Here is a 26,012-nt window from a genome sequence, read left to right as displayed (position 1 = left end):
CTGCGGATGTTCGGTCAGCTGCGCGAGAGTGCGGAGCAGCAGCTGTGGCCCAACTTCCGGCGCACCGCGACGACCGACTGGCTCGGACCGCTCGAGGACGGTCTGCGCAGCATCGGTCGACCGGATCTCGCGACCCTTGTTCTCGCGGTCATCCGTGGTCTGCTCATGGATCTCGACGCCACCGGCGACACCCGGCGCACCGACCGGGCCTTCCGTGACTTCCTCGTCGCGATCGAGCACCTGCCCAGCGGCGACGGCTCAACCCCCAACCGCTCCCGGGAACCGGGCGGGAGCATGCGAGGCAAGAGGGCGTTACAGCCGCGCGGCCGTGCGGATCAGTCCGGCGAGGGCGAGGGAGCGGCTGTGCGCGGGCCAGGCGATGTGGGTGACGACGGGGGGTGCGTCGGTCAGAGGGACGGCGGTGTGCCCGGCCCATAGCCAGGAGCGGGCGGAGTCGGGGAAGACGGCCATGGTGCGCCCGAGGGCGATCAGCTGGGCCAGCTGCGTCTGGTCGTGGATCTCGGGGCCCGGTCCGGGTGGATACGTGCCGTGGCGGGGCCAGCGGGCGAGCGGAAGATCGGGGACGTCGCCGACATCGGCCAGGCACAACGTCTTGCGCGTGGCGAGGGGGTGCCCGGCGGGCAGGACGGCGATCTGTCCCTCGGTCATCAGTTCCTCGCTGTCGAACCCGGCGAGGGAGTTGTACGGGGCGTGCATGAGCGCCACATCGGCACGGCCGTCGCGCAGCAGCTCCGGCTGCTCACACATGCCGCACGGCAGCACCTCGATCTCGGCGGCACAGGGCTCGGCCGCGTAGGCGTCGAGGAGCTTTCGCAGCAGCTCGTGGGACGCGGCGGCCTTCACCGCCAGCACCAGGCGGTCGCGGGGACCGCCCGGACGGTCGGCGCCGCCGGCGCGACGGGTGCGGCGAGCGGCGGCGGTGCTCGCGTCGAGGGCCGCACGGCCCTCGTGCAGCAGCACCTCTCCGGCGCCGGTCAGGGAGACGCCGCGCCGGTTGCGGGTCAACAGGGAGACGCCGAGGCGCCGTTCGAGCTGCTGGATCGCCCGGGACAGCGGTGGTTGGGCCATGCCGAGGCGCTCGGCGGCACGGCCGAAGTGCAGTTCTTCGGCGACAGCCACGAAGTACCTCAGCTCGCGGGTCTCCAGGGCATCCATGGCCACAGCGTAGCTTCTGGGTGATACCCACCAGGTATGACAGGGCACCCGTTCGGTGTTGGCCGCACCGCTCGTCCGCGAGTGACCATCAACAGCATGAGCGAAACGAAGATCGCGCTGGTGACCGGCGCGAACAAGGGAATCGGGTACGAGATCGCGGCCGGGCTGGGTGTCCTCGGGTACCGCGTGGGTGTGGGAGCCCGCGAGGAGGTCCGGCGCGAGAGCGCCGTGGAGAGGCTGCGTGCCGCCGGCGTGGACGCGTTCGGGGTGCCGCTGGAGGTGACGGGCGACCGGAGCGTCACCGATGCCGCGGAACTGATCGAACGGCAGACAGGGCGCCTGGACGTCCTGGTCAACAACGCCGGCATCTCAGGAGACACGGGGCCGGGGTGGGTCCAGGACCCGACCACCCTCGACCTCGACCTGGTCCGCACGGTCGTGGAGACCAACGTCATCGGTGTCATCCGGGTGACCAACGCGATGCTCCCGCTGCTGCGGCGTTCGACGTCGCCCCGCATCGTCAACGTCTCCAGCGCCGTCGCCTCCCTGACCCGGCAGGCGGACCCGGACATCGAGATCGGCCCCGTCATGGCGGCCTACTCGCCGTCGAAGTCGTTCCTCAACGCCGTCACCGTGCAGTACGCCCGGCAGTTGGCCGATACGGACATCCTGATCAACGCCGCGTGCCCGGGCCTGGTCGCGACCGACTTCACCGGCTTCCACGGACCCCGCACTCCTGAGCAGGGCGCGGCCACAGCGATCCGGCTCGCCACGCTGCCCGACGGAGGCCCGACCGGCTCGTTCTTCGAGGACGACGGCGTCATCCCCTGGTAGCGCACGCAGGTGCTCCAGCTCCTCCTTCGCGAACACCTGCGCAATCAGGAACAAGCCCCGAAACCACCGAAGTTCCTACCGCCGACGCGGATCCAGGACCACCGCCGACCACCCCCTGCAGCCACACGCCGACCACGCGGCAGAGCGCCGGCCAATGCTCCTCATCGCCTCGGGAACCGGCCGCGCTCCTCCGTACGAAGCCGCGGGGTCAACAGACCAGGGACCGGCTCAGTGGGCCCGAGCGCAGATGGCGGCCCCGGGGTTCGGTGTCCGTCAGCAGGCCGGCCTCGATGACGGGACGGCCGCCCACCACGACGGTCTCCGGCCAGCCTGTGACGGACATGCCCTCGTACGGCGTGTAGTCCGTGGCCATGTGCAGGCCGGAACTGCGGACGGTCCGGGTGGCCTTGGGGTCCCAGATCGCCAGGTCCGCGTCCGAGCCGGGCGCGATGACTCCCTTGCGGGGGTAGAGGCCGTTGAGCCTGGCCGGGTTGGCGCACATCAACTCGACGAAGCGGCCCGTCGGAAGACCGCCCTTGACTACCAACTCGCTGAAGATCACCGGCATACGGGTCTCCACGCCCGGCAGACCGTTGGGCATCGCCCGTACGTCGTGACTCACCGACTCCTTCTGGGCCGTGTCGTAGCAGCAGTGGTCGCTGCCGATCGTCGCCACCTGGCCCATGAGCAGTCGTGAACGCAGCCCGGCGACCGTACCGGCGTCCCGCAACGGCGGGCAGCACACGAAGCGTTCGGGATGCGGGCCCGCGTACGCCGTGTCGTCGAGAACCAAGTGGTGGGCCACCGTCTCCGTGAACGCCCGCACTCCCCGGCCGCGGGCGCGGGCCACCAGGTCGACCGCCTCGGGTGTCGATTGGTGAACGAAGTATACCGGGGCCGACACCGACTCGGCGATGGCGAGGATCTCGGCGACCGACGCGTTCTCGGCCAACTCCGGCCGCGTACCGGAGTGATGGGACGCGCTGATCGACCCGGCGGCCTCACCGCGCTCCTGCGTGTCCGCGATGATGTGGTCGGCCTCGCAGTGGATGACCACCATGCCGCCCAGATCCCGCAGTGTCGTCATCACATTCAGGATGGTCTTCTCGTCGGCCATGGTCTCGCCGCGGTAGGTGGTGAACATCTTCACCGTGACGATGCCGTCGGAGGCCAGCGACCGCAGCTGCTCCGGCACGGTGTCGTCCCACTCGACCACACACCCGTGCAGCGCGCTGTCGCACAACCCCTGTGCCGCCTTGGCGCGCTGGGCCGCGGCGACGTCGGCCGGGTTCTCGCCGGGGCGCGGGATGGCGAAGTCCACGATCGTGGTCGTACCCCCGAAGACGGCCGCCGTGGTGGCCTGACGGTAGTCGTCGAGGGAGGTGAAGTCCCCCGAGGTGAAGCCGACATGGCAGTGCGGGTCCACGCCGCCGGGCAGCACGAGGCGTCCGGAAGCGTCCAACTCGGTGGTGCCGGGGGCCTGTACGGTGCGGTACGCGCCCGGCTCCACCACCCCGAGCACCTTGCCGCCGCCCACCAGGACGTCCGCGACGCCCTGCCAGTCTGCGTTGACCACGGTGCCGCCTCGGACGACGAGGTCGACGGGTTCGATCGATGAGGGGTGGGACATGGCAGACCTCCAGCGAGGACGAAGTGTCAGAGAGAGGCGAGGTAGGCGTGCCAGCCGCCGTGGGCGGTGATGTCGACGACGCCGGGGGCCGCTAGCGCGGAGGCGCGCATGCGCATCGAGAAGGAGCCCGAACCGTCCGCCAGGGCGATCACACCCAGTTCGAGTTCTTCGGGCTCCTCGGGGAGCAGTTGCTCGCGCAGCACCTCGTAACTGACCTCGTACACCTCGCCGTTGATCGCCGCGCCGCCCTCCGTGACCGGGTGCAGACCGGGGAACTCGTCGCGTACGGAGAAGAAGCGGTACGTGGCTGCCGTGCGGGCGGGGCCGAGCAGGCGGGCCTCGCTCAGCGCGTGGTTGAGGGTGCCTCCGGACATCGCCTGGCCGTTGACGAACATCTTCAAGGTCATGGGGGAGTGCCTTTCAGGGCGATACGGGAGTGGTGGCGTCGTCGTACAGCAGGCGGCCGGGGCCGAGGTCGTCCACCGGGTCGGCCGCGACCTCCCCGGCTATCTGGCGGGCCAGCGTGTCGCCCCACACCGGGGCGAGGGTGAAGGCGTAGGTGCCGCCCGCGACGAAGAAACCGGGGTGGCCGGGGACTTCGCCGATCACCGGCATCTCGTCCGGGGTCGCGGCCAGCGGTCCGGCCCACATGCGCAGCAGCCGCAGGTCGCCGAGGAACGGCAGGATGCGCCCGGCCTGGGCGAGGTTGCCGGCCATGCTGGGCACGCTGACGGTGTTGCGGCCTTCCATGTCGAGCTTCGCCGCGGGCCAGCCGCCGCCGATCAGGAGGTTTCCCGCACTGACCTGCTTGACCGACATGCCCTCGCCGATGTGCTGGACCAAGTGATGCATGACCGGCGGGACCCGCACGGTCACGTGCATCTGGATCGCGACCGGAGACATCTGTATCCCCACCCCTGCGAGCGCGGAGATCTCGGTGATCCACGGCCCGGCCGCGTTGACGACGACGGGTGCGGTCCAACTGCGGTCGTCCGAGAGCACCTTGTAGTCGTCGCCGACCCGCTGGATGCCGGTCACCGGGGTGAAGGCGTGCAGTTCGGCGCCGAGGCGGCGGGCCGCGGTCAGATAGGCGGGGGTGATCAGGAGCGGGTTGGCGTAGCCGTCGAGCGGGCACCAACTGGCGGCGCGTACACGGTCGGAGAGCAGCGGCAGCTGCTTACGGGCCTCGTCGCCGGTGACCACCTCAGTGGGGATGCCCGCCCGCCGCTCCCACTCGTGCTTCTCCCTCAACTCCTCTTCCTGCACGGCGGTTTCGGCGACCATGAAGCCACCGCCGCGCCGCAACTCCACGTCGGCGCCGAGCCGTTCCTCGATCTGCGCCCAGTGGTCCGACGCCCGTCGTTGCAGTGGCAGCAGGCGGGCGCTGTCGACCGGGACCTCCTGGCCCGGGCGGCGGGTGTGGATGGCCTGGATGTGGAGGTTGCCCGCGGTGGTGCCGGAGCCCTCGCGGTTGGGCCCGCCGCGCTCCAACACCACGACCCGGTAACCGCGTTCGGCGAGATGGAAGGCGGCACTGGCACCGAGGACGCCGGCGCCGATGACGATGACGTCGGGCCGGGTCACGGGACCTCCTGCCCTTCGACCGTCGCGGCCATGGGCAGCGGCCGTATCGGCATCCGGGCCGCGAAGCACTCCGCCGCCCGGTTTGGCCCGGAGCCCCGCCCGGCCAACGCAGCGACGATGTGGCCGCATTCGCGTCCCTGGCAGGGGCCCATGCCGGCGCGGGTGGCGGCCTTGGTGCCGTGCAGGTCGTTCCAGCCGGTCTCGGCGGCCTGCCGGATCTCACCCGCGCTGACGCCCTCGCAGCGGCAGACCTGGGTGTCGTCGGGGATGTCGGCCGTGGCCGGCATGGGGTAGAGGCGGTCGGCCAGTGCCGCGAAACGGTCCAGGGAGCGGGCCCGGCGGCGGAGACCGGCCACCGGTGCGGGCGCGCGTTCGGGGGCCAGGCGGCGCAGGATCGCATGGGCGGCGAGCTGTCCTCGTACGCCCGCCGCCTGCACCCCCGCGATACCGGCACAGTCCCCGGCGACGTACAAGCCGTCGACCGAGGTTGTACCGTCCGCGTCCACGACCGGGAGCTGTTCCGTGCCCGTCGGGTCCGCCTGGGTGTCGCAGCCCAGCAGCCGGGGGAGTTCGGTGCTGGGGCGGAAGCCGAATCCCACGCACAGCGCGTCGGTCTCCAACCGCCGTACGCGGCCGTCCTCGTGGCCGATGTCCACCGCGGTGACCTGGGTGTCGCCGTACGCGGCGAGCACGCGGGCGCCTTGTTCGACGCGCACGCCGTGCCGGGCGAGGGTGAGCAGATAGCGGGCCGCCTCCGCGAGCCGGGCGGGTTGCCGCAGTGTGCCACCGAGCGCAGAAGCGCGGGGGCGGTACGGGTGGTTGAGCTCGACCAGCGCCTCGATCCGGGCGCCCACCTCCAGCAGCGCGCAGGCGACCGGCAGCAGGAACGGGCCGGTCCCGGCCAGCACGACCCGGTTGCCCACGGGAACCCGGTCCATGGTGGCCAGGTGCAGGGCGAAACCGGGGGTGACCACGCCCGGCAGCGTCCAGCCAGGGAAGGGCAGGGAGCGTTCGTACGCACCTGTGGCGGCGAGTGTGGCCCGGGTGTTGATGCGGCCGAGGGCGCCCGTGCGGACGTCGGAGGTGAAGAGGGTGCGGCCCGCGTCCTCGGCGCCCCAGACCAGGGTGCCGGTGCGTACGACGACCTCGGCTTCCCGCACCTGGCGGATCAGCTCGGTGCCGCGCGGGCGGAAGTCACCGAAGGCGGCGGTGAGTTGCGCGGGCCGGCGCTTGTAGTACTGACCGCCCAGGGTGTCGGACTCGTCGAGCAGTACGACGCTCAGCCCGCCCTGCGCCAGGACCAGCGCCGCGTGCAGTCCCGCCGGACCGCCGCCGACCACCGCGACATCCGCCTCCGACCCCGTCATGAGGTCAGCCATGCGCGGCCGTCGGCAGGGGCTCGGTATGGGTGCGGATGTCCATGCCGTCGGTGACGTGCGCGGTGCAACTGCGGGAGCCGGGGCGGCCGTTGATGGTCACCTCGCACTCCAGGCAGACGCCCATTCCGCAGAACGGGCCGCGCAGCTGGCCGTTGACGGGGTTGCGGCGCAGCGGCCAGATGCCGGCCGCGACCAGGACGGCGGTCACGGACTGGCCCGCCCAGGCCTGGCCGGGGGCGCCGTCGATGGTCACGGTGACCGTCTGCGGCGGTGAGTTGGTGCTCATGGCTGTGCTCACAGGGCTGAAGAGGGGTGGGGGCTTCACAGGATGCGCTCCAGGAACTGGCGGGTGCGTTCGTGTTCCGGCGCGGAGAAGAAGAGGTCCGGGGACTTGTCCTCCACCACCAGGCCGTCGGCGATGAACGCCACCCGGTCGGCGGCCGCCCGGGCGAAGCCCATCTCATGGCTGACGACGATCATGGTCATGCCCTCCTCGCGGAGCCGGACCATGACGTCGAGGACCTCGCCGACCATCTCCGGATCGAGCGCCGAGGTGGGTTCGTCGAAGAGCAGCAGTTCCGGGCGCATCGCCAGGGCGCGCGCGATGGCCACCCGCTGCTGCTGGCCGCCGGAGAGCTGGGCGGGGTAGGAGCGGGTCTTGTCGGCGAGGCCCACCATGGCCAGCAACTCGCCCGCCGCGACGCGTGCTTCGGCCTTGGACACGCCGTTCACGTGCACCGGACCGGACGCCACGTTGTCCAGCGCGGTCATGTTCGGGAACAGGTTGAACTGCTGGAACACCATGCCGGTGCGCCGCCGCTGGACGGCGATTCGCCGCTCCCGCAGGGCGAGTTGGCGTCCGCCCCGGTCGCCGTAGCCGATCCGCTCGCCGCAGATGCTGACGGTGCCCGAGTCGGGGGTCTCCAGGTGATTGAGGGTGCGCAGGAACGTGCTCTTGCCGCCACCCGAAGGGCCCAGGACGAGGACGACCTCCCCTCGCCGGACCGTCAGGTCGATGCCCTTGAGGACCTCGACATGGCCGTACGACTTGCGGACCTGGCGCGCTTCCACGACCGTCTCGATGGTCATCGGGTCTCCATTTCGAGTGCCGGAACGGCGGCGCTCTTGATACGGCGGCCACGGCTCGGCCCGGTCTGGTGGCCGCGGCCGACCCGGATCTCCAGCCACCGCTGGACCAGGCCCCACAGGGTGGTCATCGCCAGGTAGTACAGGGCCGCAGCGGTGAGGCCCTCCAGGACACGGAAGTTGGTCTGGACGGCGAACTGCGTGCGGCGCAGCAGTTCTTCGACGGAGATCACCGAGACGAGCGTGGTCGTCTTGAGCAGCCCGTTGAAGCTGTTGCCGAGCGGCGGGACCATCACGCGCAGCGCCTGCGGCATGACCACCACCCGGAACACCTTCCAGGGCGGCATGCCCAGCGCGCGGGCGGCCTCGGACTGACCGCGCGGGACGGACAACACCCCGGCGCGGACGATCTCCGAGAGATACGCCGCCTCGTTGAGGACCAGACCGGTCAGGGCCGCGCTGATCACGCCGAGGCGCAGGCCCACCTGGGGCAACCCCGTGTAGATGATGACCAGTTGGACCAGTAGAGGCGTGCCGCGCATCAGCCACACGTAGCAGCCGGTGACCGCCCGGACCGGTGCGATGCGGGACGCTCTGCCCAGTGCCACGAGCACGGCGAGCGGAAGGGCGAGCGCCATGCTGACCGTGGTCAGCCAGATCGTCGTCCAGGCTCCCTGGATGAGCTGGGGATTGGTGAGGAAGTCGAAGAAGGCATCCCAGGACCACATGGCTCTCGTCCTTCGCTGGTTACTTCGCGCTGATCGCGCCGGTGGTCACCTTGAGGTCGCCGGTGTAGGCCGTGACGCCGTACTTCTTGAACAACGTGGCCAAGTAGCCGTTGCTACGAAGGGTGTTGAGCGCCTCCGCCACCGCGTCGGCGGGCTTCTGCTTGCCGAAGCCGAGGGCGAGCGGGGCGGGGTTCATGCCCTTGACCGCCGTCTCGAAGCGGCCGTCCTTCTGGTAGTAGCCGGTGACCGCCTCGACGATGGCCACGCCCTCGACCTGGCCTGCGGACAGTGCCTGGTAGGCGTCGGCGGTGGTGGTGAAGGTGCGGACGGTGACCTGCTTCTTGCCGGCCGCCTTCAGCTCCTTGTTGAGCGCGGTGAGGGTGTCGAACTCGTAGCCCGGGGCCTCCACGGCGATGGTCTTGCCGGACAGGTCGTCCTCGGAGGCGATCTTCTTCGGGTTGCCCTTGGCGACGGAGATGGAGACGCCCTGGATCTCGTACGGGACGAGCTTGACGGTCTTGGCGCGCTCCGGTGTGTAGAACATGCCGGTGTCGATCATGTCCCAGCGTCCGGACTGCACGCCGGGGATCTGCGCGTCGAAGGGGATGTTGACGAACTTCGGGGTGAGACAGAGGAGTTTGGCTATCTCGTCGCCGAGGTCCACCCGCATGCCGACGATCTTGTTGGAGGCGTCCAGGTACTGCATGGGCGGCAGGGTCGCGTTGGTCGATATCGTCAACGTTCCTGCCTTGACCAGGTCCGCCTTGCCCACCTTGGGCGTGCAGCCGGTCGGGGCCGCGGCGGCGGACGACGAGGACGAGTCCTCGCTGCCGCAGGCCGCCACGGTCAGAAGCAGGGCGGCGGCGGAGGAGGCCGCGATGAGAAGTCTGCGCACGGTCGGTTCACCTTTTTCCGGTGCTGGTGGAACAGGAGTGCAGCCCGGCCTCGTCGAGCGCCTCGGACAGGCCGAGCAGCGCGGACGGGTCCTCCAGGGGGAGCAGCGGGGGGCGTACGTGCCCTCCGGGCTGCCCGAGCAGCCGCATGGCGGCTTTGAGCTGCGAGGTGGGTGAGGCGAACCGTGAGCTGTAGTCGTCGTTGACGAGCAGGTTCACAAGCCGTTCGTAGCGTGCGGACCATTCCCGGGCCTGGTCGAGGTCACCGGCCCAGTAGGCCTCGTAGAAGGGGACGGCGAAGGGGGCGCCGAGGCCGCCGCCGTCGATGTTTCCGGCTCCGCCGAACTCGGCCATGACGGCCATGCCCCGGCGGTGGATGAAGCGGCCGAAGACCTGGACCTTCCCGGCCAGGGCGGCGCAGGTGTCCGCGACCTTCAACTCGTCGCCGGAGCTGTCCTTGACGGCCACCACGGTGTCCAACTCGGCCAGCCCGACCAGGGTGTCGACGGTGATGTCGACGGCGGTGCCGCGCGGCCAGTTGTAGACCATGAGCGGCAGGTCGACCGCCCCGGCGAGAGTGGCGTAGAAGGCGTGGATCTCGTCCTGGCTCGGGTGGACGTACGGCGGCGGGGTGGTGAGGATGCCGTCCGCGCCGATCGAGCGGGCGTGTTCGCCGTAGCGCGCGGACTCGGCCGCGGTGTACGCGCCGCAGCCGATCACCACCGGTATCTGTCCGGAGAGTTCGGCGACCGCGATCTCGGCCACCCGGCGGCGCTCCTCGGGGGTCTGGGAGAACCACTCGCCGGTCGTGCCGTTCACCAGGACACCGTGCACGCCGTGCTCCGCGTACAGCGCGAGCAGTACGCGCCAGGCGTCCTCGTCGAGGGAGCCGTCGGCGGTGAAGGGGGTGGGTGCGGCGGGCCAGTAGCCGCGCCAGGGGACGGCACTCGGAGTGGTCATGATGTGCTCCGTGGGATCGATTGCACAGCACGGTCGCAGTGGGCCGGGGCGGAGGTCAATGCCGTTTTGGCTGGAAATTGCTCGTGAAACGCATTGTTTACGCCACCGACTTCACGGGATCTGCCATCATGGCGATCACGGCTCGGCGCTTGAGGAGGGCCGTATGGGATCGATTTCATGATCGGATCGGGGGTGGGCCGGTGGCAGTCACCTTGGACGAGGTGGCCGAGGCCGCGGGGGTCTCCAAGAGCACGGCTTCGCGGGTGCTCAGCGGATCGAGCCGGGTCAGCGACCGGACGAAGCGGGCGGTGCAGTCCGCGGCGGAGCGGCTCGGCTACCGGCCGAACCGGATCGCCAGCGGACTGCGCACGCGGCGCAGCAACCTGATCGGGCTGGTGATAACCAACCTGGTCAACGCCTCGTTCCACGTCATCACCGAGGTGCTCCAGCAGCGTCTGGACGAGCGCGGCTACCAGGTGCTGCTGTGCGTCACGGACGCGGATCCGGCGCGCGAGGCCCGCTATCTGGACATGCTGCTCGACCACCGGGTTGACGGGCTGATCATCGTCGGCACCGGGGACAACACCGAGATGGTCCGGCAGGTGGGCGCGGCCGGCATCCCGGTGGTCAACCTGATGCGCACACCCCAGAACGTCCCCGGCGACTCCGTGATGGCCGCCGACCGGGAGGGCGCCGAACTGGCCGCCCAGCACCTGATCGGGCTCGGTCACCGGCGCATCGCCTTCATCGGCGGGCCCGCGCACATCGACTCCGGGCGCGACCGTTACGCCGGGTTCGCCGCGGCCCTCGCCGCCGCCGGGCTCGAACCCGATCCCGACCTGTGCGCGCGGGGGCCCTACACCATGGCGTTCGGGGCGGAGGCGGCCCGGCGGGTGATGGCCGCGGAGCGTCCGCCCACCGCGCTGTACAGCGCCAACCACGAGGCGACGTTCGGGACCCTCGGGGCGCTGGTCCAGCTCGGGGTCCGGGTGCCGGAGCAGCTCTCCCTCGTGTGCCACGAGGAGGCTCCCTGGTTCTCGTACTGGCACCCGCCGATCACGGTCGTCGACAACGGTGCGCGGGACCTCGGTGAGCTCGCCGCGGAGCAGTTGCTGCGCCGCATCGACAGTCGGCCCGACATCGGCGGGCCTGGCGGCCCGGAGGGTGCCGGGCGGCTCATCCGTGTCGGGTCCCGGCTGGTGGTGCGGAGTTCGACGACGGCTCCGGGGCGTCCGGGGGCGGCTCCGCTCACCCCTTGAGGTCGTCGTGACCGTGCAGGTGGGCCAGTACGTCCTCCAGGGGGAGGTCGAAGCGGTCCTTGTCCGCGGTCCAGTGCCGCATGACCGTGGCGCTGGCCTCGGCCAGGTCGGGTGGGAGGCCGGTGGAGCGCAGGGTGGTCGCGATCTCCTCCATCTCCGGGGCCCAGCGCCAGGCCCGGGCCGCGACGCTGGGGAGCTGGTCCACCTCGGCGAGGATCTTTGAGGTGACCGACTCGGCTTCCAGGGCCAGTTCGGCGCCTACTCCGTGGCTCGTGGCGAGTGCGTGCGAGACGGCGGCGAGGGCGCGGGCGGACTTCTGGAAGGAGGCGAAGGACATCTTCAGGGCCGACGCGGCACCGACGCCGGCGTCGAGCGGCCTGGCGAGTACCTCCGTACCCTTGAAGAGTGAGGCGACCCGGTCGGCGGCCTCCGCGTCGCCGCTCAGGTAGAGCCGGGGGGAGCCGTTCCCTCCCGGGGGAGCGCCGATGATCGAGCCGTCGACCATGACGATGCCGCGTTGGTGGCAGGCGGCGGCGATGCGGAGCGTCCGCTCGGGGCTGATGGCGTTCGCGTCCATGTAGATGCCGCGGAAGGCATGCCCGAGGACTTCGTGCGCGACGTTCTCCGCCGCGTGGGGCGGGCAGATCGACAGGACCAAGTCGCTGACGGCCAGGGCGGCTTCGAGCGACTCGGCCGCCTCCAGCCCCGCTTCCCGGGCTCGCTCGATACTGGCGGGACCGCGGCCGGCGGGGACGTAGAGCACGCGCGCACCGGCACGGCGTACCCGGGCACCGACCGGAGCGCCCATGGAGCCTGGGTGCAGGAGTGTCACTGTCGTCGTCATGGACGAGTCCTTGTGGAGTCGGGGCGGTGGAGGGAGGAGGACTCCACGGTACGAGGGAGATCGGCCGGTGCAGGCGCCGGGGCGACCCGCACGAGTCGACGTCCCAGGGGCGGCGCGGGACGATGGAGACAGCGGCGCTCGGAGGCGCATGCGGCGCACGGGGCCGTGGTCACCTGAGGGAGGCCGCCATGGCTCGGGCCGGATCGGGAACAGTGCGCAGGACCCCCGTCGTCATCGAGGATGGCGGCACCTTCTCGGGCAACCATCCCTGGAAGATACGACTGGTCAAGCATGGCCCGCGGGACGAGTCGGCGAACTTCCGCGCGGCGAAGACGACGGCGAAGAAGATTCTCCAGGAGATGGCCACGGCCGGGACCACCCTGCCGTACGGGCCCCCGCCGTTCGAGATGCACCACGGCGGGAGCCTGTGGGTTAGGGCGGCGGACGGTTGGCGGATGTACCGGGCCAGGGTCGGTATCGAGTGGAGCATGCAGTTCTGCGCCGACCCCGCGAAGATCGACCGGCTGCGGCGGGAGGCCGCCGATCTCGTCGACGCGTTTCCGTTCACGCTCCCGGCCCTGGACGCCATGGGCTACAAGCGTGCCGCGCGCCTCCTGCGCACTCCGATCACGGACGCGCCCGGTGTCGCCGCGTGGACCGACTCCCTCTTCAACGCGTGTGTGCCGCTGAGCAAGAACAATCACCAGGGGATCCTCCCCAAAGCGGCCGGCGAGCATCACTACCCCTGGCCGATCAAGGGCGCGGAGTTCATCAAGGTCGACGACTTCCAGCTGTGGGTGACCCTGCCCGACGGTACCCACGCCGGTGTCGTTCCGATGAAGCGGCGGGGCTCCGGCGACGGGCGGGTACGCATCGTCCACGCCCGGCACGGCACACCCGCCGGAGACGCCCTGGCCGAGGCGCAGGGGAAGGGCGAGATGGCGGTTCTCCCGGCGGACAGCGACATCGCTCTCAAGGCGTTCAAGGAGCAGATCCCGCCCGGAGCGGCGACCGCGGACGGCGCGCTGGTCACCGGCCGGGCACGCCGCGTCGCCACAGGCACGCGGCGCAGAAACAACCGGCTCCCCGGTTAGCCACCGGCTCCCCGGTCCTTTCAGAAACCGGCCTTCCGGGGGGCGAGGAGTGATCATGCCGCGCAAGATCGTCATCTGCCTCGACGGGACGGGCAACCAGGTCGGCGCCCGGAACCCGACCAACGTGGTCAAGCTGTTCGAGATGCTGGCGGCGGCCGACCCCGCACGCCAACTCCTCTACTACGACGCCGGGGTCGGCACCATGTCGGCGGCCACCGCGCGCGGACCGCTCGGCCGCCGGATCTCCCGGACGAGCGGACTCGCGTTCGGTACGGGGCTGAAGGCAAACCTCGTCGAGGCCTACACGTACCTGATGCAGAACTGGCAGCCGCAGGACTCGGTGTACGTCTTCGGGTTCAGCCGCGGCGCCTACACGGCCCGCGCCCTCGTCGGGATGCTGAACAAGCCCGGACTCATGCGCCCAGGCTCGGAGAACCTCGTCTCCTACGCCGTGGCGAGATACGCCTTCAACCAGGACATCGACGAGAGCATGGAGGCGGTCGCACGCTTCTCGCACGCCTTCTGCCGGCGCACCGAGGACGAGCCGCTGTGGGAGACGGTCAAGCTCAACAACAGGCAACAGATCTCGCGCTACGCCCTGCCCATCGCCTACCTCGGCCTCTGGGACACCGTGAAAGCGGCCGGCATCCTCCGCCTCGGCAACCTCCACTGGCCCTACACCCGCCAACTCCCCAACGCCGCCCGTATCCGCCACGCCGTGTCCCTCGACGAGAAACGGCGCCCATACCGGGAGTTCCTCGTCACACCGCGACCGGAGCCGGTCCGGGACACGCTGGAGGAGGTGTGGTTCGCGGGCGTGCACTCCGATGTCGGCGGGACGTTCGACCACGAGGAGCATGCGCCGCTGCTGTCCACCATCACCCTGAAGTGGATCACCGACGGTGTGTGTGCGGACCTGGACTTCCGGCCCGGTGCATACGCCGAAGTGACCGCGTTGAACGAGGACTTCGCTTCCGCGCCCGTCCACGACAACGGCCCGCTGTGGATACTTGTCGGTCGGCGGTCGCGCGCCGTGCCCGACGACGCGGTGTTCCACGCGAGCGTCCGACTCCGGCGGGAGCAGGACCCGACGTACCGTCCGGACCTGCCCGCACCGGACGCTCCCGGCTGCTGGGCGGATCCCGACTGGCTGACGCCGGCCTGCGACTGACCGGGCCCCTGGCTACGGCACCAGGGTTCCGCCGTCCGTCGGCCGAGCCGCGTCCCGCAGTGCCCCCAACAGGGCGGCCGCCGCCGGGATACGCAGCGTGTCCGGCCATAGGAGGGCCAAGACGCGGCGGACGGGCCAGCCGGCGAGGGGGCGGGCGACCATCCGGGGGGTCGAAGTGTGCGGTCACGCCCGGTTCGTTCATGACGGCGAGGCCGATGCGGTTGGCGACCAGGCTGTGCAGGGTCAGTTGGTCGTCGGCGGTGGCCGCTGTCCGGGGGGTGAATCCGGCGTCGCGGCATGCGGCCAGGAAGCGGGTACGGCCGGACTCCAGCACCCAGCGTTCGCCCGCGAGGTCGACCAACGACACCGTGGGAGAGGCCGCGGCCGGGTGGTCGGCGGGGAGCAGGGCACAGCGGCGGTCGGTGAGCAGTGGGACGCGGCGCGGGCCGGGGTCCACGATCACGGACGGGTCGCCCGTGCTGTCGGGGGTGTCGCCTGTGCTGTCAGGCCGGCGGTCCGTCTCCGTTTCCCTTGCCCTCTTTTTCCTTCTCCCTGAAGTCCAGGTCGCACATCACCGCGAGTTCGACCGCGACCTCCAGCAACAGACCGCCCTTCCATCAACCAGCGGCACGTCGGCGGGGTCGTCGCGACCGGCCGCTCGGGCGTCACCGAGCTGCTGCCCTGTGCGCTCGGAGCACTCCTCGCGGCAGCCGTGCTCACCGCACTCGGCCTGCGGCCGCGGCTCACCGCGGTCCGCGAGGACAGGGGCGACAGACCCCGGGTGCCCGCCCAGGCCGGCACCACCGATACCCGCCGGTTCAGGTACTGGACGCCGTCTGGTCCTGCAGCTCGCCGCGCCAGCATGAGGTCGGCGAAGTCCGGCCCACCGGCGTCACGTCTGCCCAGGCGATTCACGCTGAGGGCCAGGACCACCAGGGCCGCGCCCTCGGGGCGTCTGGGGTCGCGGCCGGTGAGTTCGGCGAAGCGGTTGAGGCGCTGTTGGATGGTGTTGCGGTGGCAGTACAGGGCGGCGGCCGTGTCGGCGAGGGAACCGCTGCCCGACAGGTGCACCTGGACGGTCCACAGCAGGTGGTCCGCCTCCGCCGGGGGAGCCCCGGCGTGCAGGCCACCGAACACGTCGCCCGCCAGATCCCGGCCGAGGTCCCCGGCCCGGTGGACCAGGACGTCGAGCCAGCTGTCCTCCAGGCGATGCGGTTCGGTGGCCTCGGGCGGCAGGACGCGGGCCGCGGCGGTCGCCAGCGTCACCGCGCGGGGCAGTTCGGTCAGCCCGGTCACCTCAGGGGAGACTCCGCACGGTGTCCCTGAAACTGTGCCAGCACCGCGTCCCGGGTCAGCCGGGGGCTCAACTGGACGACCAGGACCATGTCCGAGGCGACCGCCTGCTGTTGCAGCGGGGCACCGAGGTCACGGAGTGCGTTGGCGACTCCGCGCAGGAAGGCTTCACCGCCTCCCGGGAGCGACCGCACACAGGAATCGCCCGGACACCTGGAACCCGAGCGCCCGCGCTGCGTCCCGCACCACGGTCGGGTTGCGACCGTCGCTGTCCAGGAGCCGGCTGAACCACAGCCGCCGCTCGTCCTCCGCCCGCCGCCCCATCTCCAGCACGGTCCGCTGATAGGCGGTCTAAAAGCCCGGGGAAACTGGGGTTGTCTTAAGGGAGTTCGGCGGAGACCTGCGAGGTCATCCGGGAGGGTTTTGGAGAGGTGGAGGCTGGCGTCCCGGGCTTCTCGACGAGTTCCCGTTGATGGTGTGGACGATCATGCCGATCCTGGGCGGTCCAGGAGTTGTAGTTATCCTCACAAACCATGCAATGAGAGCTTTTTCGTGACACCGGTCACGTCACGGAACCGCCACCTCGTCTACGTTCGCAGGTCTGTGCCCCCGCCCCCGAACTGCCGAGGCCCCATGCCATACCGCCCGAATCCCCGACCGACCACGCGCAGTGCGAGCACGCACGGCCGACGCGGCAGGCGTGCAGGCCTCTGCGCGGTTCTCCTCACCGGCTCCGTGACCATCCTCCTCGCGGCAGGCACTGTGGGTCCGGGCGCGGCAGCCGTCACCGAGACGGCGGAGCGCTCCGGAGCCAGGACCACACAGGCGCCTGTGACGAACGAGGCGCGCGTGACGACCGCCGTGCTGGACTTGGACCACCCCGCCCGGAATCCGCAGGTGCGTGGGAAGGACATTCCTTACGACACGGCCAGCATCATCAAGGTCGACATCCTCGCCGTGCTGCTCCTCCAAGCCCAGGACGCCGGACATGGCCTCACCCAGCAGGAGCGCACCCAGGCCGAGGCGATGATCGAGCGCAGCGACAACGACGCGGCGAACGCGCTCTGGCGGCGGATCGGCCTGGCGCCCGGCCTGGAAGCGGTGAACAAGCGCCTCGGCCTGTCCTCGACCGTGGGCGGGGCCGGCGGCAAGTGGGGACTCACGCGCACCACCGTGACCGACCAGATCCGCCTGCTGCGCGCAGTGTTCGCCGATGGCGGGACCACGTCCGCAAGCGAGCCCGCACTGACCACGACGTCACGGAACTACATACGTACGCTGATGACCCGCATCGCCGCCGGACAGTCCTGGGGCGTCTCTGCGGCCTCCGACTCCGGATGGGCGCTCAAGAACGGCTGGCTGCAACGCAGCACCACCGGACTGTGGGACATCAACAGCGTCGGACAGGTGACCTCGGGAACACACCACTACCTCGTCGCGGTTCTCTCCGACGGCAACGTGTCGATGACGGGCGGCATTGCGGCGGTCGAACGCGCGGCCCGCGCGGCGGTCTCCTCGGCACGGGCGGCCGGGTGACGGCGGAAGGTGATGGCACCTCCGGTTGACGGCAATGGCCCCACCGGGCCATGTCGACTGCGCGGATCGCCGCACTGACGACGGGACGACGTGAACCGGGCGGATCCGGACCAGGCGCCACGGCCTGCCGCATGATGACCGCCGACACCAGCCTCTCCACCGTCCCGCGCATCCTCAGCCACCTCACCCGCACCAGCCTCTGAATGTGGTCGGCGGCAGCCGGACCACTGACGGGGCTAGGACTGACGGCGCGCGAAAAGGACCGCCCCTGGAACGCTGTCGTCGGGGTCGAGCAGTATCTGAGCCTCGACCGTGAACCCGGCATCGCGTAGCCAGGCCGCCACTTTGTCAGGCTGGCGGCGGTGGACGTAAACGTTCATCGGGCGACCGCCGTAGCCCTGGGTCTTCAGCCTTGACTGGTTGCCGACGTGAAAGCCGAGCAGAAGTGATCCGCCGGGACGCAACACCCGCCGGAAGTGCCCGAAGACCGTGGGGACGGCCTCGTCGGGGATGTGAATCACCGACCAAAATGCGAGCAGGCCGGCGACCGAAACATCGGTGAGGGCGAGGTCCGTCATCGAGCCCACTTCGAACCGCAGGCGAGGGTGGTCACGCCGAGCGACATCGATCATCACGGGGGAAAGGTCAATGCCGAAAGCATCCACACCCAGCTCGTGGAGGTGAGCGGTGACCTGTCCAGGCCCGCAGCCCACGTCCGCCACCGGTCCGCCGCCAGCGGCGTGGACCAAGTCTGCGAACAACGTCAGAGTCGCCCGAAGATACGGTTTCTCGGCCAGAGCCTCGCGTATTTGGTCGGCATAGTTAACCGCGACCGTGTCGTACAACCACTTCCCGTCGAAGGAGGCACTGGCGGTCATCGCGCTGGAGCGGTACGGCTCGAGTCTGCGGCTCGAGGACCTCAGGGACTCCTCGGTGTACCCGCTCATCCGGCTCCGCCGGCACTTCGAGTTCCTCCGGGACGGCCAGCTCGACCAGCAGTTCCTGCGGGGTTGCCTGTTCGGCGACTTCGCCAACGAGATCAGCGATCACAGCGAGATCATCCGGGAGGCGCTCCGGGAGGGCTTCGCCTTCTGGGCCGAATGCCTGACGTGCGCGGTTGCGGACGCCCAGGCGGCGGGCCAGGTGTCAGCCGGACAGGACCCGGCAACGCTCGCCGCATTCCTGCTCAACGCCTGGGAAGGGACGCTGATCTCCTCCCGGACCGAGCGGTCCGCCAAGGCCTTCAAGCCGTTCTTCGACACGGTCTTCGGGGTACTGCTGCGCTGAGCTTGGTCTTTAACCAGGAGCCGCCGAAGGGTCCCCGGTATCGGACTACGAAAGGCGGTCGGCGCCGCCGTCGGGGGCGGCGTGGGCCAGGCCAGTCCGGTAGGCGATGACGACGAGTTGGGCCCTGTCGCGAGCCTCCAGCTTCGTCATGGAGCGCTGCACGTGGGCGCGGACGGTGAAGGGGCTGAGGAACATCCGCTCGGCGATCTCCTGGTTGGACAGACCGGTCGCGACCAGAGCCACCATCTCGCGTTCGCGCGGCGTGAGCACGGCGAGCTGTTCGGGGTGGTGCGGCGCGTCCGGTGTGGCCAGGAAACGGGCGACCAATGAGCGGGTCGCAGCTGGGGACAGAAGAGTGTCGCCGTCGGCGATCGTACGCACGGCGTCCAGTAGGTCCTCGGCTCCGATGCCCTTGCCGATGAAGCCGCCGGCCCCCGCGCGCAGCGCCTGAGCGACGTACTCGTCGGTCTCGTACGTGGTAAGGATCAGGATGCGACTGGCACGTAGTTCCGGGTCCGCGCAGATCTCCGACGTGGCGGTGAGACCGTCCACCTCGGGCATACGGATGTCCATGATCACCACGTCCGGGCGCAGCTCCCGGGTGAGTCTCACCGCCTCCCTGCCGTCGGTGGCCTCGCCGACCACGGTGATGTCGTCGGCGGTGTCGAGAAGCATCCGGAAGGCCCCGCGCAGGAGGGCCTGATCGTCGGCGAGCAGCACCCGGAGCGTCACGGCGTATCCCCGGCCTCTCCGTCGCCCGTTCGTTCGTCGTCTGTCGCTCCGTCGGCCATTCGCCCCTCGATGGTTGCTGCTTCGTCAGTCGTACGCGTCGTGTACTTGACGGGCGGGACGGGTAGCTGGGTGGAGACGAGGAAGCCGCCCTCCGGGCGCCTGCCCGCAGAGAGGTGTCCCCCGACCGCCGTGGCACGTTCACGCATCCCGATCAGACCATAGCCGGGTGGTCGGTCCGCCGCCGCGGACGCAATCGGTCCCGTGGACGCGGTCGGCGCCATACGGGCGCCGCCTCCGTCGTCGGCGACGGTGATGGTCACGCGATCGCGGTTCCAGGCGAGGCGCACCCGGGCGCTACCGGTACCGGCGTGCTTGGTCACGTTGGTCAGTGCCTCCTGGACGATGCGGTAGGCGGTGAGGTCCACTCCCGGCGGCAGCGGCCTGGCCGTGCCCTCCTGGTGCACCGACACCTCCAGACCCGCGCGGCGGAAGGACTCCAGGAGCGTGGGAAGCCGGGACAGCCCGGGCGCCGGTTCGGCGGGCGCGGCAGTGTCCCCGGACTGACGCAGCAGACCGACCGTGGCCCGCAGGTCGTCCAGCGCGGCGCTCGTGGTCTCGACGAGCTCCTTCAGGCTCCTGCGGGTCTGCTCCGGGCGGACGTCGAAGAGGTGGGCGGCGACCGTGGCCTGCGCGTTGGCCAGGGTGATCTGATGGGCCACGAGGTCGTGCAGTTCCCGGGCGATGCGCACCCGTTCCTCGGCCACTCTCCGGCGCGCCTCGCTGTCCCGGCTCTTCTCGGCCTGCCAGGCCCGCTCCTCCACAGCCGCCAGGTAGGCCCGCCGGTTCTGCGCCGAGTGACCGAGTACGCCGGCCACCAGCGGGAACGCCGCGACCGCTCCGATCCTGCTGGCGTCCTGCCACGAGTTGGTCCCGAACGGGAGGGTCGAGGCGCTCAGCAGCGCCGTGGAGGTGAGCACCACCGTGGTTGCCACGCGCTGTTCCACGCGCACGGCGAGCGAGTAGGCGGTGATCACGGCGGGGGCCACGATGAGCGGGCTCAGCAGGAGACCCGACGGCGCGACCAGCATGCCGCAGACGGTCGTGACCGCCATGGCGGCCAGGGGCGTCCTGTGCCGCACCGGCAGCACGGCACAGGACACCACGGCGATGAGGTAGGCGGCGGCGGACGGCGGAGACAGCGGCTTGTCGTCGGCCCGCACCACGCCGCCGAGCAGACAGAGCGCGAACGCCGTCGCCGTGATCGCTCCCTCCCGCCACCACGTGCCGCGTGGTCGCGGGCCACCGCCACCCGTGTTCGTCATGGCCGGCTCAGTCCCGGCCGATGGGGAGCCGCCGCACCGCTGCGTCCGACTCGGTCGCGGACGCCGGGACTCGCCTGCTCAGTGCCTCACCCTCGATATCCACATTCGGCAACACACGGTTCAGGATACGAGGCAGCCACCAGGCCCGGTGGCCGAGCAGTGCCAGGACCGCGGGTGCGATCGCCATCCGGACCACGAAGGCGTCGAAGGCGACGGCGGAGGCCAGGCCGACGCCCATCGTCTGGATGGTCGGACTGCTCATCCCGATGAATCCGGCGAACACGCTGATCATGATGATCGCCGCCGCGGCCACCACACGTCCGCTGTGCCGGAAACCGTTGACGATCGCCTCGTCGGGGGACGCGCCACGGACGTAGGCCTCCCGCATCCGGGTGAGGAGGAAGACCTCGTAATCCATGGCGAGGCCGAACACTATTCCGATGATGAGAATCGGCATCAGCGACATGACCGGTCCGGTCTGTTCGATGCCGACCAGGTCTGCCGCCCAGCCCCACTGGAAGACAGCGACGAGGACGCCGAAGGCGGAACCCACCGACAGCAGGAAGCCGAGCGCGGCCTTGACCGGGATCAGGATCGAGCGGAAGACCACCATCAGCAGGAGCACCGCCAGGCCGATGACCACGGTCAGATAGGGGATGAGGGCGTCGGACATCGCTTCGGAGATGTCGATGTTCATCGCGGTGGTGCCGGTCACCAGGACGGCGGCGCCCCTGTCGGCCTCGATACCGGTGACCGCGCTCCGGATCGCGTGCACCAGGTCCTTGGTCTCACCACTGTTCGGCGCGGTCTGCGGGACGGCGGTGAGGACGGCTGTGTCCTTGGTCCGGCTGAGAACCGGATCACCGACCGACGCGACGCCGTCCACTCCCCGTACGGTCCTGACGACCTGGTCAGTGGTGGCGCGGGTGTCCTCGTCCGCCGACTCAGACGTGTCCACGACCACGGTCAACGGGCCGTTGAAGCCGGGGCCGAAGCCTTCTGACAGCAGGTCGTAGGCGCGGCGCTCGGTGGTCTCCACCGACTTGGACTCGTCTCCGGGCAGGCCGAGTTCGAGGCTCAGCGCCGGTAGGGCGACGGCGCCGAGACCGAGTACGGCGATCATCAGCACGGCTCCCGGCCGGCGCAGCACGAACCGCGCCCAGCGGGTGCCGAGCCCAGGCCGGCCGGCCGCGGTGGGCACCGGGTGCGGGAGCTTCCTTCCCGGCCGGGTGGCCCTGCGGACGGCGCGGGAGAGTATCCGCCGGCCGCAGAAGCCGAACAGCGCGGGGACCAGGGTGAGTGCGACGAGTACGGCAAGGGCCACGGCGCCCGCGCCGCCCAAGCCCATCTTGGTGAGTTCGGGGATTCCGACGACCCCCAGCCCGACCAGGGCGATGAAGACGGTCGCGCCGGCGAAGACGACGGCGGATCCGGCCGTGCCCACTGCCCGGCCGGCGGCCTCCTCCGGCTCGCTGCCCTCAGCGAGTTCGTCGCGGAAGCGCGAGGTGATGAAGAGTGCGTAGTCGATGCCGACCGCCAGCCCGAGCATCAGCGCCAGAATGGCGACGGTGGAGGTCAGGCCCAGCGGAACGGCCAGCGCGGTGATCAGGCCGAAGGCGATGGCCACGCCCACGAAGGCGGTCAGCAGCGACAGTCCGGCCGCGACCAGCGACCCGAGGGCGAGGGCAAGGACCACGGCCGCGACGACCACGCCCACGATCTCCGTCGTACCGCCCGGTTCCTCTTCCGAATCCAGGGCCGAGCCGCCGATCTCCACGGTCAGGCCCGCGTCCCGGGCCTGGCTCGCGGCGTCCTCCAGGGCGCTCTTCGTCTGCTCGGTCAGGTCGACGGCGTCCGCGGTGTAGGTGACGGTGGAGTAGGCGATGGTGCCGTCCTCGCTGACAGCGCCGGTCTCATAGGGGTCGGTGGCCGAGGCGACCTGATCGTCCCCGTCCAGTGAGCCGAGCGTGTCCTCGACGGCCGCCTTGTTCTCCCTGGCCGTAACCCGCTGCCCGTCCGGGGCCTGGAACACCAAACGGGCTTCGGCACCCTGGGAGTTGCTCTGGGGGAAGCGCTCGTCCAGCAGGTCGAACGCCTTCTGCGACTCGGTACCGGGCATGGAGAGTTCCTCTTCCTCCCCGGCCGGCGCCATGGCGGCGGCGGCAACGGCCAGCAGTAGGGCACCCAGCCACAGAAGAAGCACGCGCCGGCGCCGCCGGAAGGCCCACCGTCCGATCCGGTAAAGAATTGTTGCCACTTGTTGATCACTCCAGACGCCGCAGGGCAAGGGGAATGCGCGGGATTCACGCGTCTCCCACACTTCCCTCCGGCGCCCCGGCCGGGCATCGTTCCCCGTCGCCGTCTTTCCCTGGTGCAGCCCGACCAGCTGCTCACGTGTCCTGGTGCCTACGCACTACAGGCCGACTTGGGTCTCAACGGGCTTGACCTGGAGTTCAGTGACCTGGGGTTACAGCCGGACCGTCACGCCGTCGGCGGACGAGCGGTGCGCCTCGACGAGGACGCCCGCGCGCACCTAAACCGGATGGCAGGTGCCACGCCAAGCGATCGGCCCTCCGTCCATGCCACCGAGCGGGTCAGCCCGGCGCTGCGCCAGCAGCTGGCCACCGCGGTGAGTACGTGATCCCCCGCTACTTTGCGGCTGGTGTCTGAGCCAGGACATCAGGGCCAACGGACCAGATCGTCTGAGACAGGGGCCAATTCGCAGGAGACAGGGACAGTTACCTCAGGTGGAGCGAGACGGACGAACACTCGGCGTCTCACTCAATCGCTGATGCGACTGACGGGCTATGAGCTCGTAACACGATCATGATCGGGCCTTCTGCGGCCTCCTCCAGCAGATGAGGCCGCAGGCCAAAGAGACGAATGCGTCGTGGAGTTCGGTTCGGCGTTCCCAGCGGACGGCGAGGCGCTTGAACTGGTGGAGCAGGGCGAAGGTCTGCTCGACGACGTAGCGGAGTTTTCCCAGGCCCTTGATGTTCGGGGCGCCCTTGCGGGAGATGACCGGCAGAATCCGCCGCTGACGCAACTGTTCGCGGTGGGCGTTGGAGTCGTAGCCCTTGTCGCCCAGGAGCGAGTCGGGGCGGTGGCGCGGCCGGCCGGGGCGGCCTGCGACGGGCGGGATGCCGTCGACGAGGGCGAGGGTCTGGGTGACGTCGTTGACGTTGGCCGCGGTGGTGACGACCTTGAGCGGGGTGCCTCGTCCGTCGCAGATCAGGTGGTGCTTGCTGCCTGTCTTTCGCCGGCCGACCGGCGACGGACCGGTGTCGGCTCCCCTTTTTTCGCACGGATGTGGGAGCCGTCCACACACGCACTCGCACAGCTCGACGTACCGGAAGGACAGACCGCCGTAGAGGTGCCGACCGAGCTGTTCGAGCACCTGACCAAGGACGGCCAACTGTCCGGCGAGATCAGGAAGTTCACCGCCCCGATCATGCTCGTCACGGAACAGGGAACATGCGTACTCCAAGGCCCGGAAATGCACGATCCTGAAGCCCTGAGCCAGATGCGCATGCCCGACTATGAGACCTGCATCGAGGTCCCCAAGTCCTCGATCATGGCCCTACTGGAGGAGAGCAGTGGACCTGATCACCCCCGCACAGCGTGACGAGCTGTTCCGCAGCTTCGAGCGTGACGCCTTCCACCTGGAGCTGCGGGACGACTACGGATCTCCCGTCGAAGACACGCCGTACGCCAGGTGGCAGCGGGGCGAGCCCGACGACTACGCGTGGCTCGACCTGTGGATGACGCTGATGAAGCGCGTCACGGGTGAAGGCAAGACCGTGCGACGTGTCCGAGTCATCACGGAGCCACACTCCGAGTACGTCGGATGGGAGCACTCGCTGACCCACCTCAACATCGAGGCCGGCGAGGACATCCGATGGCTACCGCGACACCGGTTGCCCGAGGCCGTCACCTTCCCCCTGGACGGCAACGACTGGTGGCTGTACGACGACCGTCTCCTTGCAGTCGGTCACTTCGATCCGGAGGGCCGCGTCCTCGGGTCAGAGATCGTCGAGGACCCTGACACGGTGGCCGCCTGCATCCGTGCGCGCGACCTGCTCTGGGCCGACGCCATCCCACACGCCGAGTACAAGCCCTGACCCGTCAGTGAGCAACCAAGCACAAGAAGCACGAGAGGCACTGGGTGCCCGGCTACGTGGATTCCGCAAGGATGCGGGGTTCGCGAGCGGTCGGGCATTCGCCGTGGCCACCGGGTGGGCGGAGTCGAAGGTCTCCCGGCTGGAGAACGGCAAGCAGAACCCCAGCGAAGATGACATCCGCACCTGGTGCATGAAGACCGACAGGCAAGAGCACCTCGCCGACCTGATCGCCACGGTCCGCCACATCGATGAGCTGTGGCTTGAGTGGCGCCGGCAGTTTCAGACCGGTGCGGAGCAGCGGCAGAAGAAGGCCTTGCCGGTCTACGCCAAGACCAAGGTCTTCCGCATCTGGCACCCGACGCTGGTGTGGGGAACCCTCCAGACCGCGGAGTACGCGGCGGAGACCTTCCGCCAGGTCGTCGACTACTACGAGATTCCCGACGACGCGGAAGCCGCCACCGCCAAGCGGCTGGAACGACAGCAGTACCTGTACCGAGGCAACCGGATCTTCAACGTCGTGCTCGGCGAGCAGGCGCTCTACACGAACTTCGGAGGACCGGAGGTGATGAAGGGGCAGCTCGACCGACTGCTGGCGGTGATGCGACTGCCCCGCCTGAGCCTGGGCATCATCCCGCGCTCCGCCCCCATCGGTATCTGGCCCGGCAACTCCTTCTCGATGTTCGACGACAAGCTCGTCCTTGTTGAGACCTACTCGGCGGAGTTCTCCGTCACGCAGCCCCGAGAGATCGAGCTCTACGCCAAGGCCTTCGCCCTCTTGAAGCAATCGGCGGTCTACGGCACCGCTGTCCGAGACCTCATCCTCACCGCCAGCCAACACTTCGATCAGATGCCGAGCGACTAGGAGAGCACCATGCAGCCTGTGACCCCGAACTGGCGGACCAGCACCTACACCGGGACCGAGAACTGCGTTGAAGTAGCCGACAACGAACCGACGAAAGTGATGGTGCGGGACACGAAGGCTCGCAGCCGCGGAATCATGGCCGTCCAGCCGACCGTGTGGGAGGTATTCCTGGAGGTCGTCAAGAAGGGATAGTGGTGTACCCCGCACGGGGCCGCGTGCGC

General features: G+C 69.9%; 29 protein-coding genes and 1 pseudogene. 11 read left to right on the top strand and 19 right to left on the bottom strand.

What is annotated here, in order from left to right; genetic code table 11:
• Window positions 1-312: 312 nt before the first annotated feature.
• Window positions 313-1,176: a LysR family transcriptional regulator gene (locus tag M2283_RS48595; RefSeq protein ID WP_280883049.1), complete on the bottom strand. Its 864-nt coding sequence runs from the start codon at window positions 1,174-1,176 to the stop codon at window positions 313-315.
• Window positions 1,177-1,272: 96 nt separating this feature from the next.
• On the opposite strand from M2283_RS48595, the gene M2283_RS48590 reads away from it, so the two are divergent.
• On the top strand, window positions 1,273-2,010 hold the full coding sequence (locus M2283_RS48590; RefSeq protein WP_280883048.1) for an SDR family oxidoreductase: 738 nt from the start codon (window positions 1,273-1,275) through the stop codon (window positions 2,008-2,010).
• 208 nt (window positions 2,011-2,218) lie between these two features.
• Here M2283_RS48590 and hydA read toward each other — a convergent pair whose 3' ends face one another.
• The 9 genes from hydA to M2283_RS48545 are packed head-to-tail and all read right to left on the bottom strand — an operon-like array spanning window position 2,219 to window position 10,270.
• Window positions 2,219-3,640, bottom strand: a complete 1,422-nt coding sequence (gene hydA, locus M2283_RS48585) for a dihydropyrimidinase (RefSeq protein ID WP_280883047.1) — start codon at window positions 3,638-3,640, stop codon at window positions 2,219-2,221.
• 26 nt (window positions 3,641-3,666) lie between these two features.
• Window positions 3,667-4,047: an allophanate hydrolase-related protein gene (locus tag M2283_RS48580; protein ID WP_280883046.1), complete on the bottom strand. Its 381-nt coding sequence runs from the start codon at window positions 4,045-4,047 to the stop codon at window positions 3,667-3,669.
• Between the two features lie 13 nt (window positions 4,048-4,060).
• The gene (locus M2283_RS48575) at window positions 4,061-5,224 is read right to left on the bottom strand and encodes an NAD(P)/FAD-dependent oxidoreductase (RefSeq protein WP_280883045.1); all 1,164 of its coding nucleotides are present in this window, start codon (window positions 5,222-5,224) and stop codon (window positions 4,061-4,063) included.
• Window positions 5,221-6,591, bottom strand: coding sequence for an FAD-dependent oxidoreductase (locus tag M2283_RS48570; RefSeq protein ID WP_280883044.1), 1,371 nt, complete (start codon window positions 6,589-6,591; stop codon window positions 5,221-5,223). Before M2283_RS48570 ends, M2283_RS48575 begins: the two co-directional genes overlap by 4 nt.
• 4 nt (window positions 6,592-6,595) lie before the next feature.
• Window positions 6,596-6,889: a (2Fe-2S)-binding protein gene (locus tag M2283_RS48565; protein WP_280883043.1), complete on the bottom strand. Its 294-nt coding sequence runs from the start codon at window positions 6,887-6,889 to the stop codon at window positions 6,596-6,598.
• Window positions 6,890-6,924: 35 nt separating this feature from the next.
• On the bottom strand, window positions 6,925-7,692 hold the full coding sequence (locus M2283_RS48560) for an amino acid ABC transporter ATP-binding protein (protein WP_280883042.1): 768 nt from the start codon (window positions 7,690-7,692) through the stop codon (window positions 6,925-6,927).
• A complete protein-coding gene (locus M2283_RS48555) occupies window positions 7,689-8,417 on the bottom strand; it encodes an amino acid ABC transporter permease (RefSeq protein WP_280883041.1) in 729 nt (242 codons plus the stop codon). The genes M2283_RS48560 and M2283_RS48555 overlap by 4 nt, the downstream gene beginning before the upstream one ends.
• Before the next feature lie 19 nt (window positions 8,418-8,436).
• Window positions 8,437-9,312, bottom strand: coding sequence for an ABC transporter substrate-binding protein (locus tag M2283_RS48550; RefSeq protein WP_280883040.1), 876 nt, complete (start codon window positions 9,310-9,312; stop codon window positions 8,437-8,439).
• Between the two features lie 7 nt (window positions 9,313-9,319).
• The gene (locus tag M2283_RS48545; protein WP_280883039.1) at window positions 9,320-10,270 is read right to left on the bottom strand and encodes a dihydrodipicolinate synthase family protein; all 951 of its coding nucleotides are present in this window, start codon (window positions 10,268-10,270) and stop codon (window positions 9,320-9,322) included.
• Window positions 10,271-10,470: 200 nt separating this feature from the next.
• On the opposite strand from M2283_RS48545, the gene M2283_RS48540 reads away from it, so the two are divergent.
• On the top strand, window positions 10,471-11,529 hold the full coding sequence (locus M2283_RS48540) for a LacI family DNA-binding transcriptional regulator (protein WP_280883038.1): 1,059 nt from the start codon (window positions 10,471-10,473) through the stop codon (window positions 11,527-11,529).
• On the opposite strand, the gene M2283_RS48535 is transcribed toward M2283_RS48540, so the two are convergent.
• Window positions 11,519-12,373 carry an NAD(P)-dependent oxidoreductase gene (locus M2283_RS48535; RefSeq protein ID WP_280883037.1) on the bottom strand — a complete coding sequence of 285 codons (855 nt, stop codon included), beginning with the start codon at window positions 12,371-12,373 and terminating at the stop codon, window positions 11,519-11,521. The two genes, M2283_RS48540 and M2283_RS48535, sit on opposite strands and share 11 nt — an antisense overlap.
• 188 nt (window positions 12,374-12,561) lie before the next feature.
• Here M2283_RS48535 and M2283_RS48530 point away from each other — a divergent pair, with 188 nt between their 5' ends.
• Together M2283_RS48530 and M2283_RS48525 are read left to right on the top strand one after the other, a co-directional pair.
• Window positions 12,562-13,467, top strand: coding sequence for a DUF6424 family protein (locus M2283_RS48530; protein WP_280883036.1), 906 nt, complete (start codon window positions 12,562-12,564; stop codon window positions 13,465-13,467).
• Between the two features lie 55 nt (window positions 13,468-13,522).
• Window positions 13,523-14,638, top strand: a complete 1,116-nt coding sequence (locus M2283_RS48525; RefSeq protein ID WP_280883035.1) for a DUF2235 domain-containing protein — start codon at window positions 13,523-13,525, stop codon at window positions 14,636-14,638.
• Window positions 14,639-14,650: 12 nt separating this feature from the next.
• Here the strand turns inward: M2283_RS48525 and M2283_RS48520 are convergent, their stop codons facing one another.
• From M2283_RS48520 to M2283_RS48515, 3 genes and pseudogenes are all read right to left on the bottom strand, one after another.
• On the bottom strand, window positions 14,651-14,800 hold the full coding sequence (locus M2283_RS48520) for a hypothetical protein (protein WP_280883034.1): 150 nt from the start codon (window positions 14,798-14,800) through the stop codon (window positions 14,651-14,653).
• A 22-nt stretch (window positions 14,801-14,822) separates the two neighbouring features.
• Window positions 14,823-15,095 (bottom strand): annotated as a pseudogene (locus tag M2283_RS52225) (LysR substrate-binding domain-containing protein); the annotation flags it as partial.
• A gap of 2 nt (window positions 15,096-15,097) precedes the next feature.
• Window positions 15,098-15,934, bottom strand: a complete 837-nt coding sequence (locus tag M2283_RS48515; protein WP_280883033.1) for a PucR family transcriptional regulator — start codon at window positions 15,932-15,934, stop codon at window positions 15,098-15,100.
• Between the two features lie 630 nt (window positions 15,935-16,564).
• On the opposite strand from M2283_RS48515, the gene M2283_RS48510 reads away from it, so the two are divergent.
• On the top strand, window positions 16,565-17,467 hold the full coding sequence (locus tag M2283_RS48510) for a serine hydrolase (RefSeq protein ID WP_280883032.1): 903 nt from the start codon (window positions 16,565-16,567) through the stop codon (window positions 17,465-17,467).
• Between the two features lie 50 nt (window positions 17,468-17,517).
• Entirely contained in the window at window positions 17,518-17,670 is a 153-nt protein-coding gene (locus M2283_RS48505; protein WP_280883031.1) for a hypothetical protein, read from the top strand.
• 33 nt (window positions 17,671-17,703) lie between these two features.
• On the opposite strand, the gene M2283_RS48500 is transcribed toward M2283_RS48505, so the two are convergent.
• On the bottom strand, window positions 17,704-18,345 hold the full coding sequence (locus tag M2283_RS48500) for a methyltransferase domain-containing protein (protein ID WP_432423248.1): 642 nt from the start codon (window positions 18,343-18,345) through the stop codon (window positions 17,704-17,706).
• Here M2283_RS48500 and M2283_RS48495 point away from each other — a divergent pair.
• On the top strand, window positions 18,302-18,754 hold the full coding sequence (locus tag M2283_RS48495) for a TetR family transcriptional regulator C-terminal domain-containing protein (RefSeq protein WP_280883029.1): 453 nt from the start codon (window positions 18,302-18,304) through the stop codon (window positions 18,752-18,754). The two genes, M2283_RS48500 and M2283_RS48495, sit on opposite strands and share 44 nt — an antisense overlap.
• A 45-nt stretch (window positions 18,755-18,799) precedes the next feature.
• On the opposite strand, the gene M2283_RS48490 is transcribed toward M2283_RS48495, so the two are convergent.
• From M2283_RS48490 to M2283_RS48470, 4 genes are all read right to left on the bottom strand, one after another.
• Window positions 18,800-19,486, bottom strand: a complete 687-nt coding sequence (locus M2283_RS48490) for a response regulator transcription factor (RefSeq protein ID WP_280883028.1) — start codon at window positions 19,484-19,486, stop codon at window positions 18,800-18,802.
• Window positions 19,483-20,808: a sensor histidine kinase gene (locus tag M2283_RS48485; RefSeq protein ID WP_280883027.1), complete on the bottom strand. Its 1,326-nt coding sequence runs from the start codon at window positions 20,806-20,808 to the stop codon at window positions 19,483-19,485. Before M2283_RS48485 ends, M2283_RS48490 begins: the two co-directional genes overlap by 4 nt.
• A 7-nt stretch (window positions 20,809-20,815) precedes the next feature.
• Window positions 20,816-23,065, bottom strand: a complete 2,250-nt coding sequence (locus M2283_RS48480) for an MMPL family transporter (protein WP_280883026.1) — start codon at window positions 23,063-23,065, stop codon at window positions 20,816-20,818.
• Window positions 23,066-23,632: 567 nt separating this feature from the next.
• On the bottom strand, window positions 23,633-24,205 hold the full coding sequence (locus tag M2283_RS48470; protein ID WP_280883025.1) for an IS5 family transposase: 573 nt from the start codon (window positions 24,203-24,205) through the stop codon (window positions 23,633-23,635).
• On the opposite strand from M2283_RS48470, the gene M2283_RS48465 reads away from it, so the two are divergent.
• From M2283_RS48465 to M2283_RS48450, 4 genes are read left to right on the top strand one after another with little or no spacing between them, the layout of a single operon-like run.
• Complete coding sequence (locus tag M2283_RS48465) at window positions 24,182-24,433, top strand: hypothetical protein (RefSeq protein ID WP_280883024.1); 252 nt, start codon at window positions 24,182-24,184, stop codon at window positions 24,431-24,433. The two genes, M2283_RS48470 and M2283_RS48465, sit on opposite strands and share 24 nt — an antisense overlap.
• Window positions 24,405-24,929, top strand: coding sequence for a DUF6879 family protein (locus M2283_RS48460; RefSeq protein WP_280883023.1), 525 nt, complete (start codon window positions 24,405-24,407; stop codon window positions 24,927-24,929). The genes M2283_RS48465 and M2283_RS48460 overlap by 29 nt, the downstream gene beginning before the upstream one ends.
• 7 nt (window positions 24,930-24,936) lie before the next feature.
• Window positions 24,937-25,791 carry a helix-turn-helix domain-containing protein gene (locus M2283_RS48455; RefSeq protein WP_280883022.1) on the top strand — a complete coding sequence of 285 codons (855 nt, stop codon included), beginning with the start codon at window positions 24,937-24,939 and terminating at the stop codon, window positions 25,789-25,791.
• A gap of 9 nt (window positions 25,792-25,800) precedes the next feature.
• Complete coding sequence (locus tag M2283_RS48450; protein WP_280883021.1) at window positions 25,801-25,983, top strand: DUF397 domain-containing protein; 183 nt, start codon at window positions 25,801-25,803, stop codon at window positions 25,981-25,983.
• Window positions 25,984-26,012: the final 29 nt, after the last annotated feature.

The sequence above is a fragment of the Streptomyces pseudovenezuelae genome, from assembly GCF_029892565.1.
In the GTDB taxonomy this organism is placed as follows: Bacteria; Actinomycetota; Actinomycetes; order Streptomycetales; family Streptomycetaceae; genus Streptomyces; species Streptomyces pseudovenezuelae_A.
This window is presented reverse-complemented; position numbering and strand designations above follow the sequence as displayed.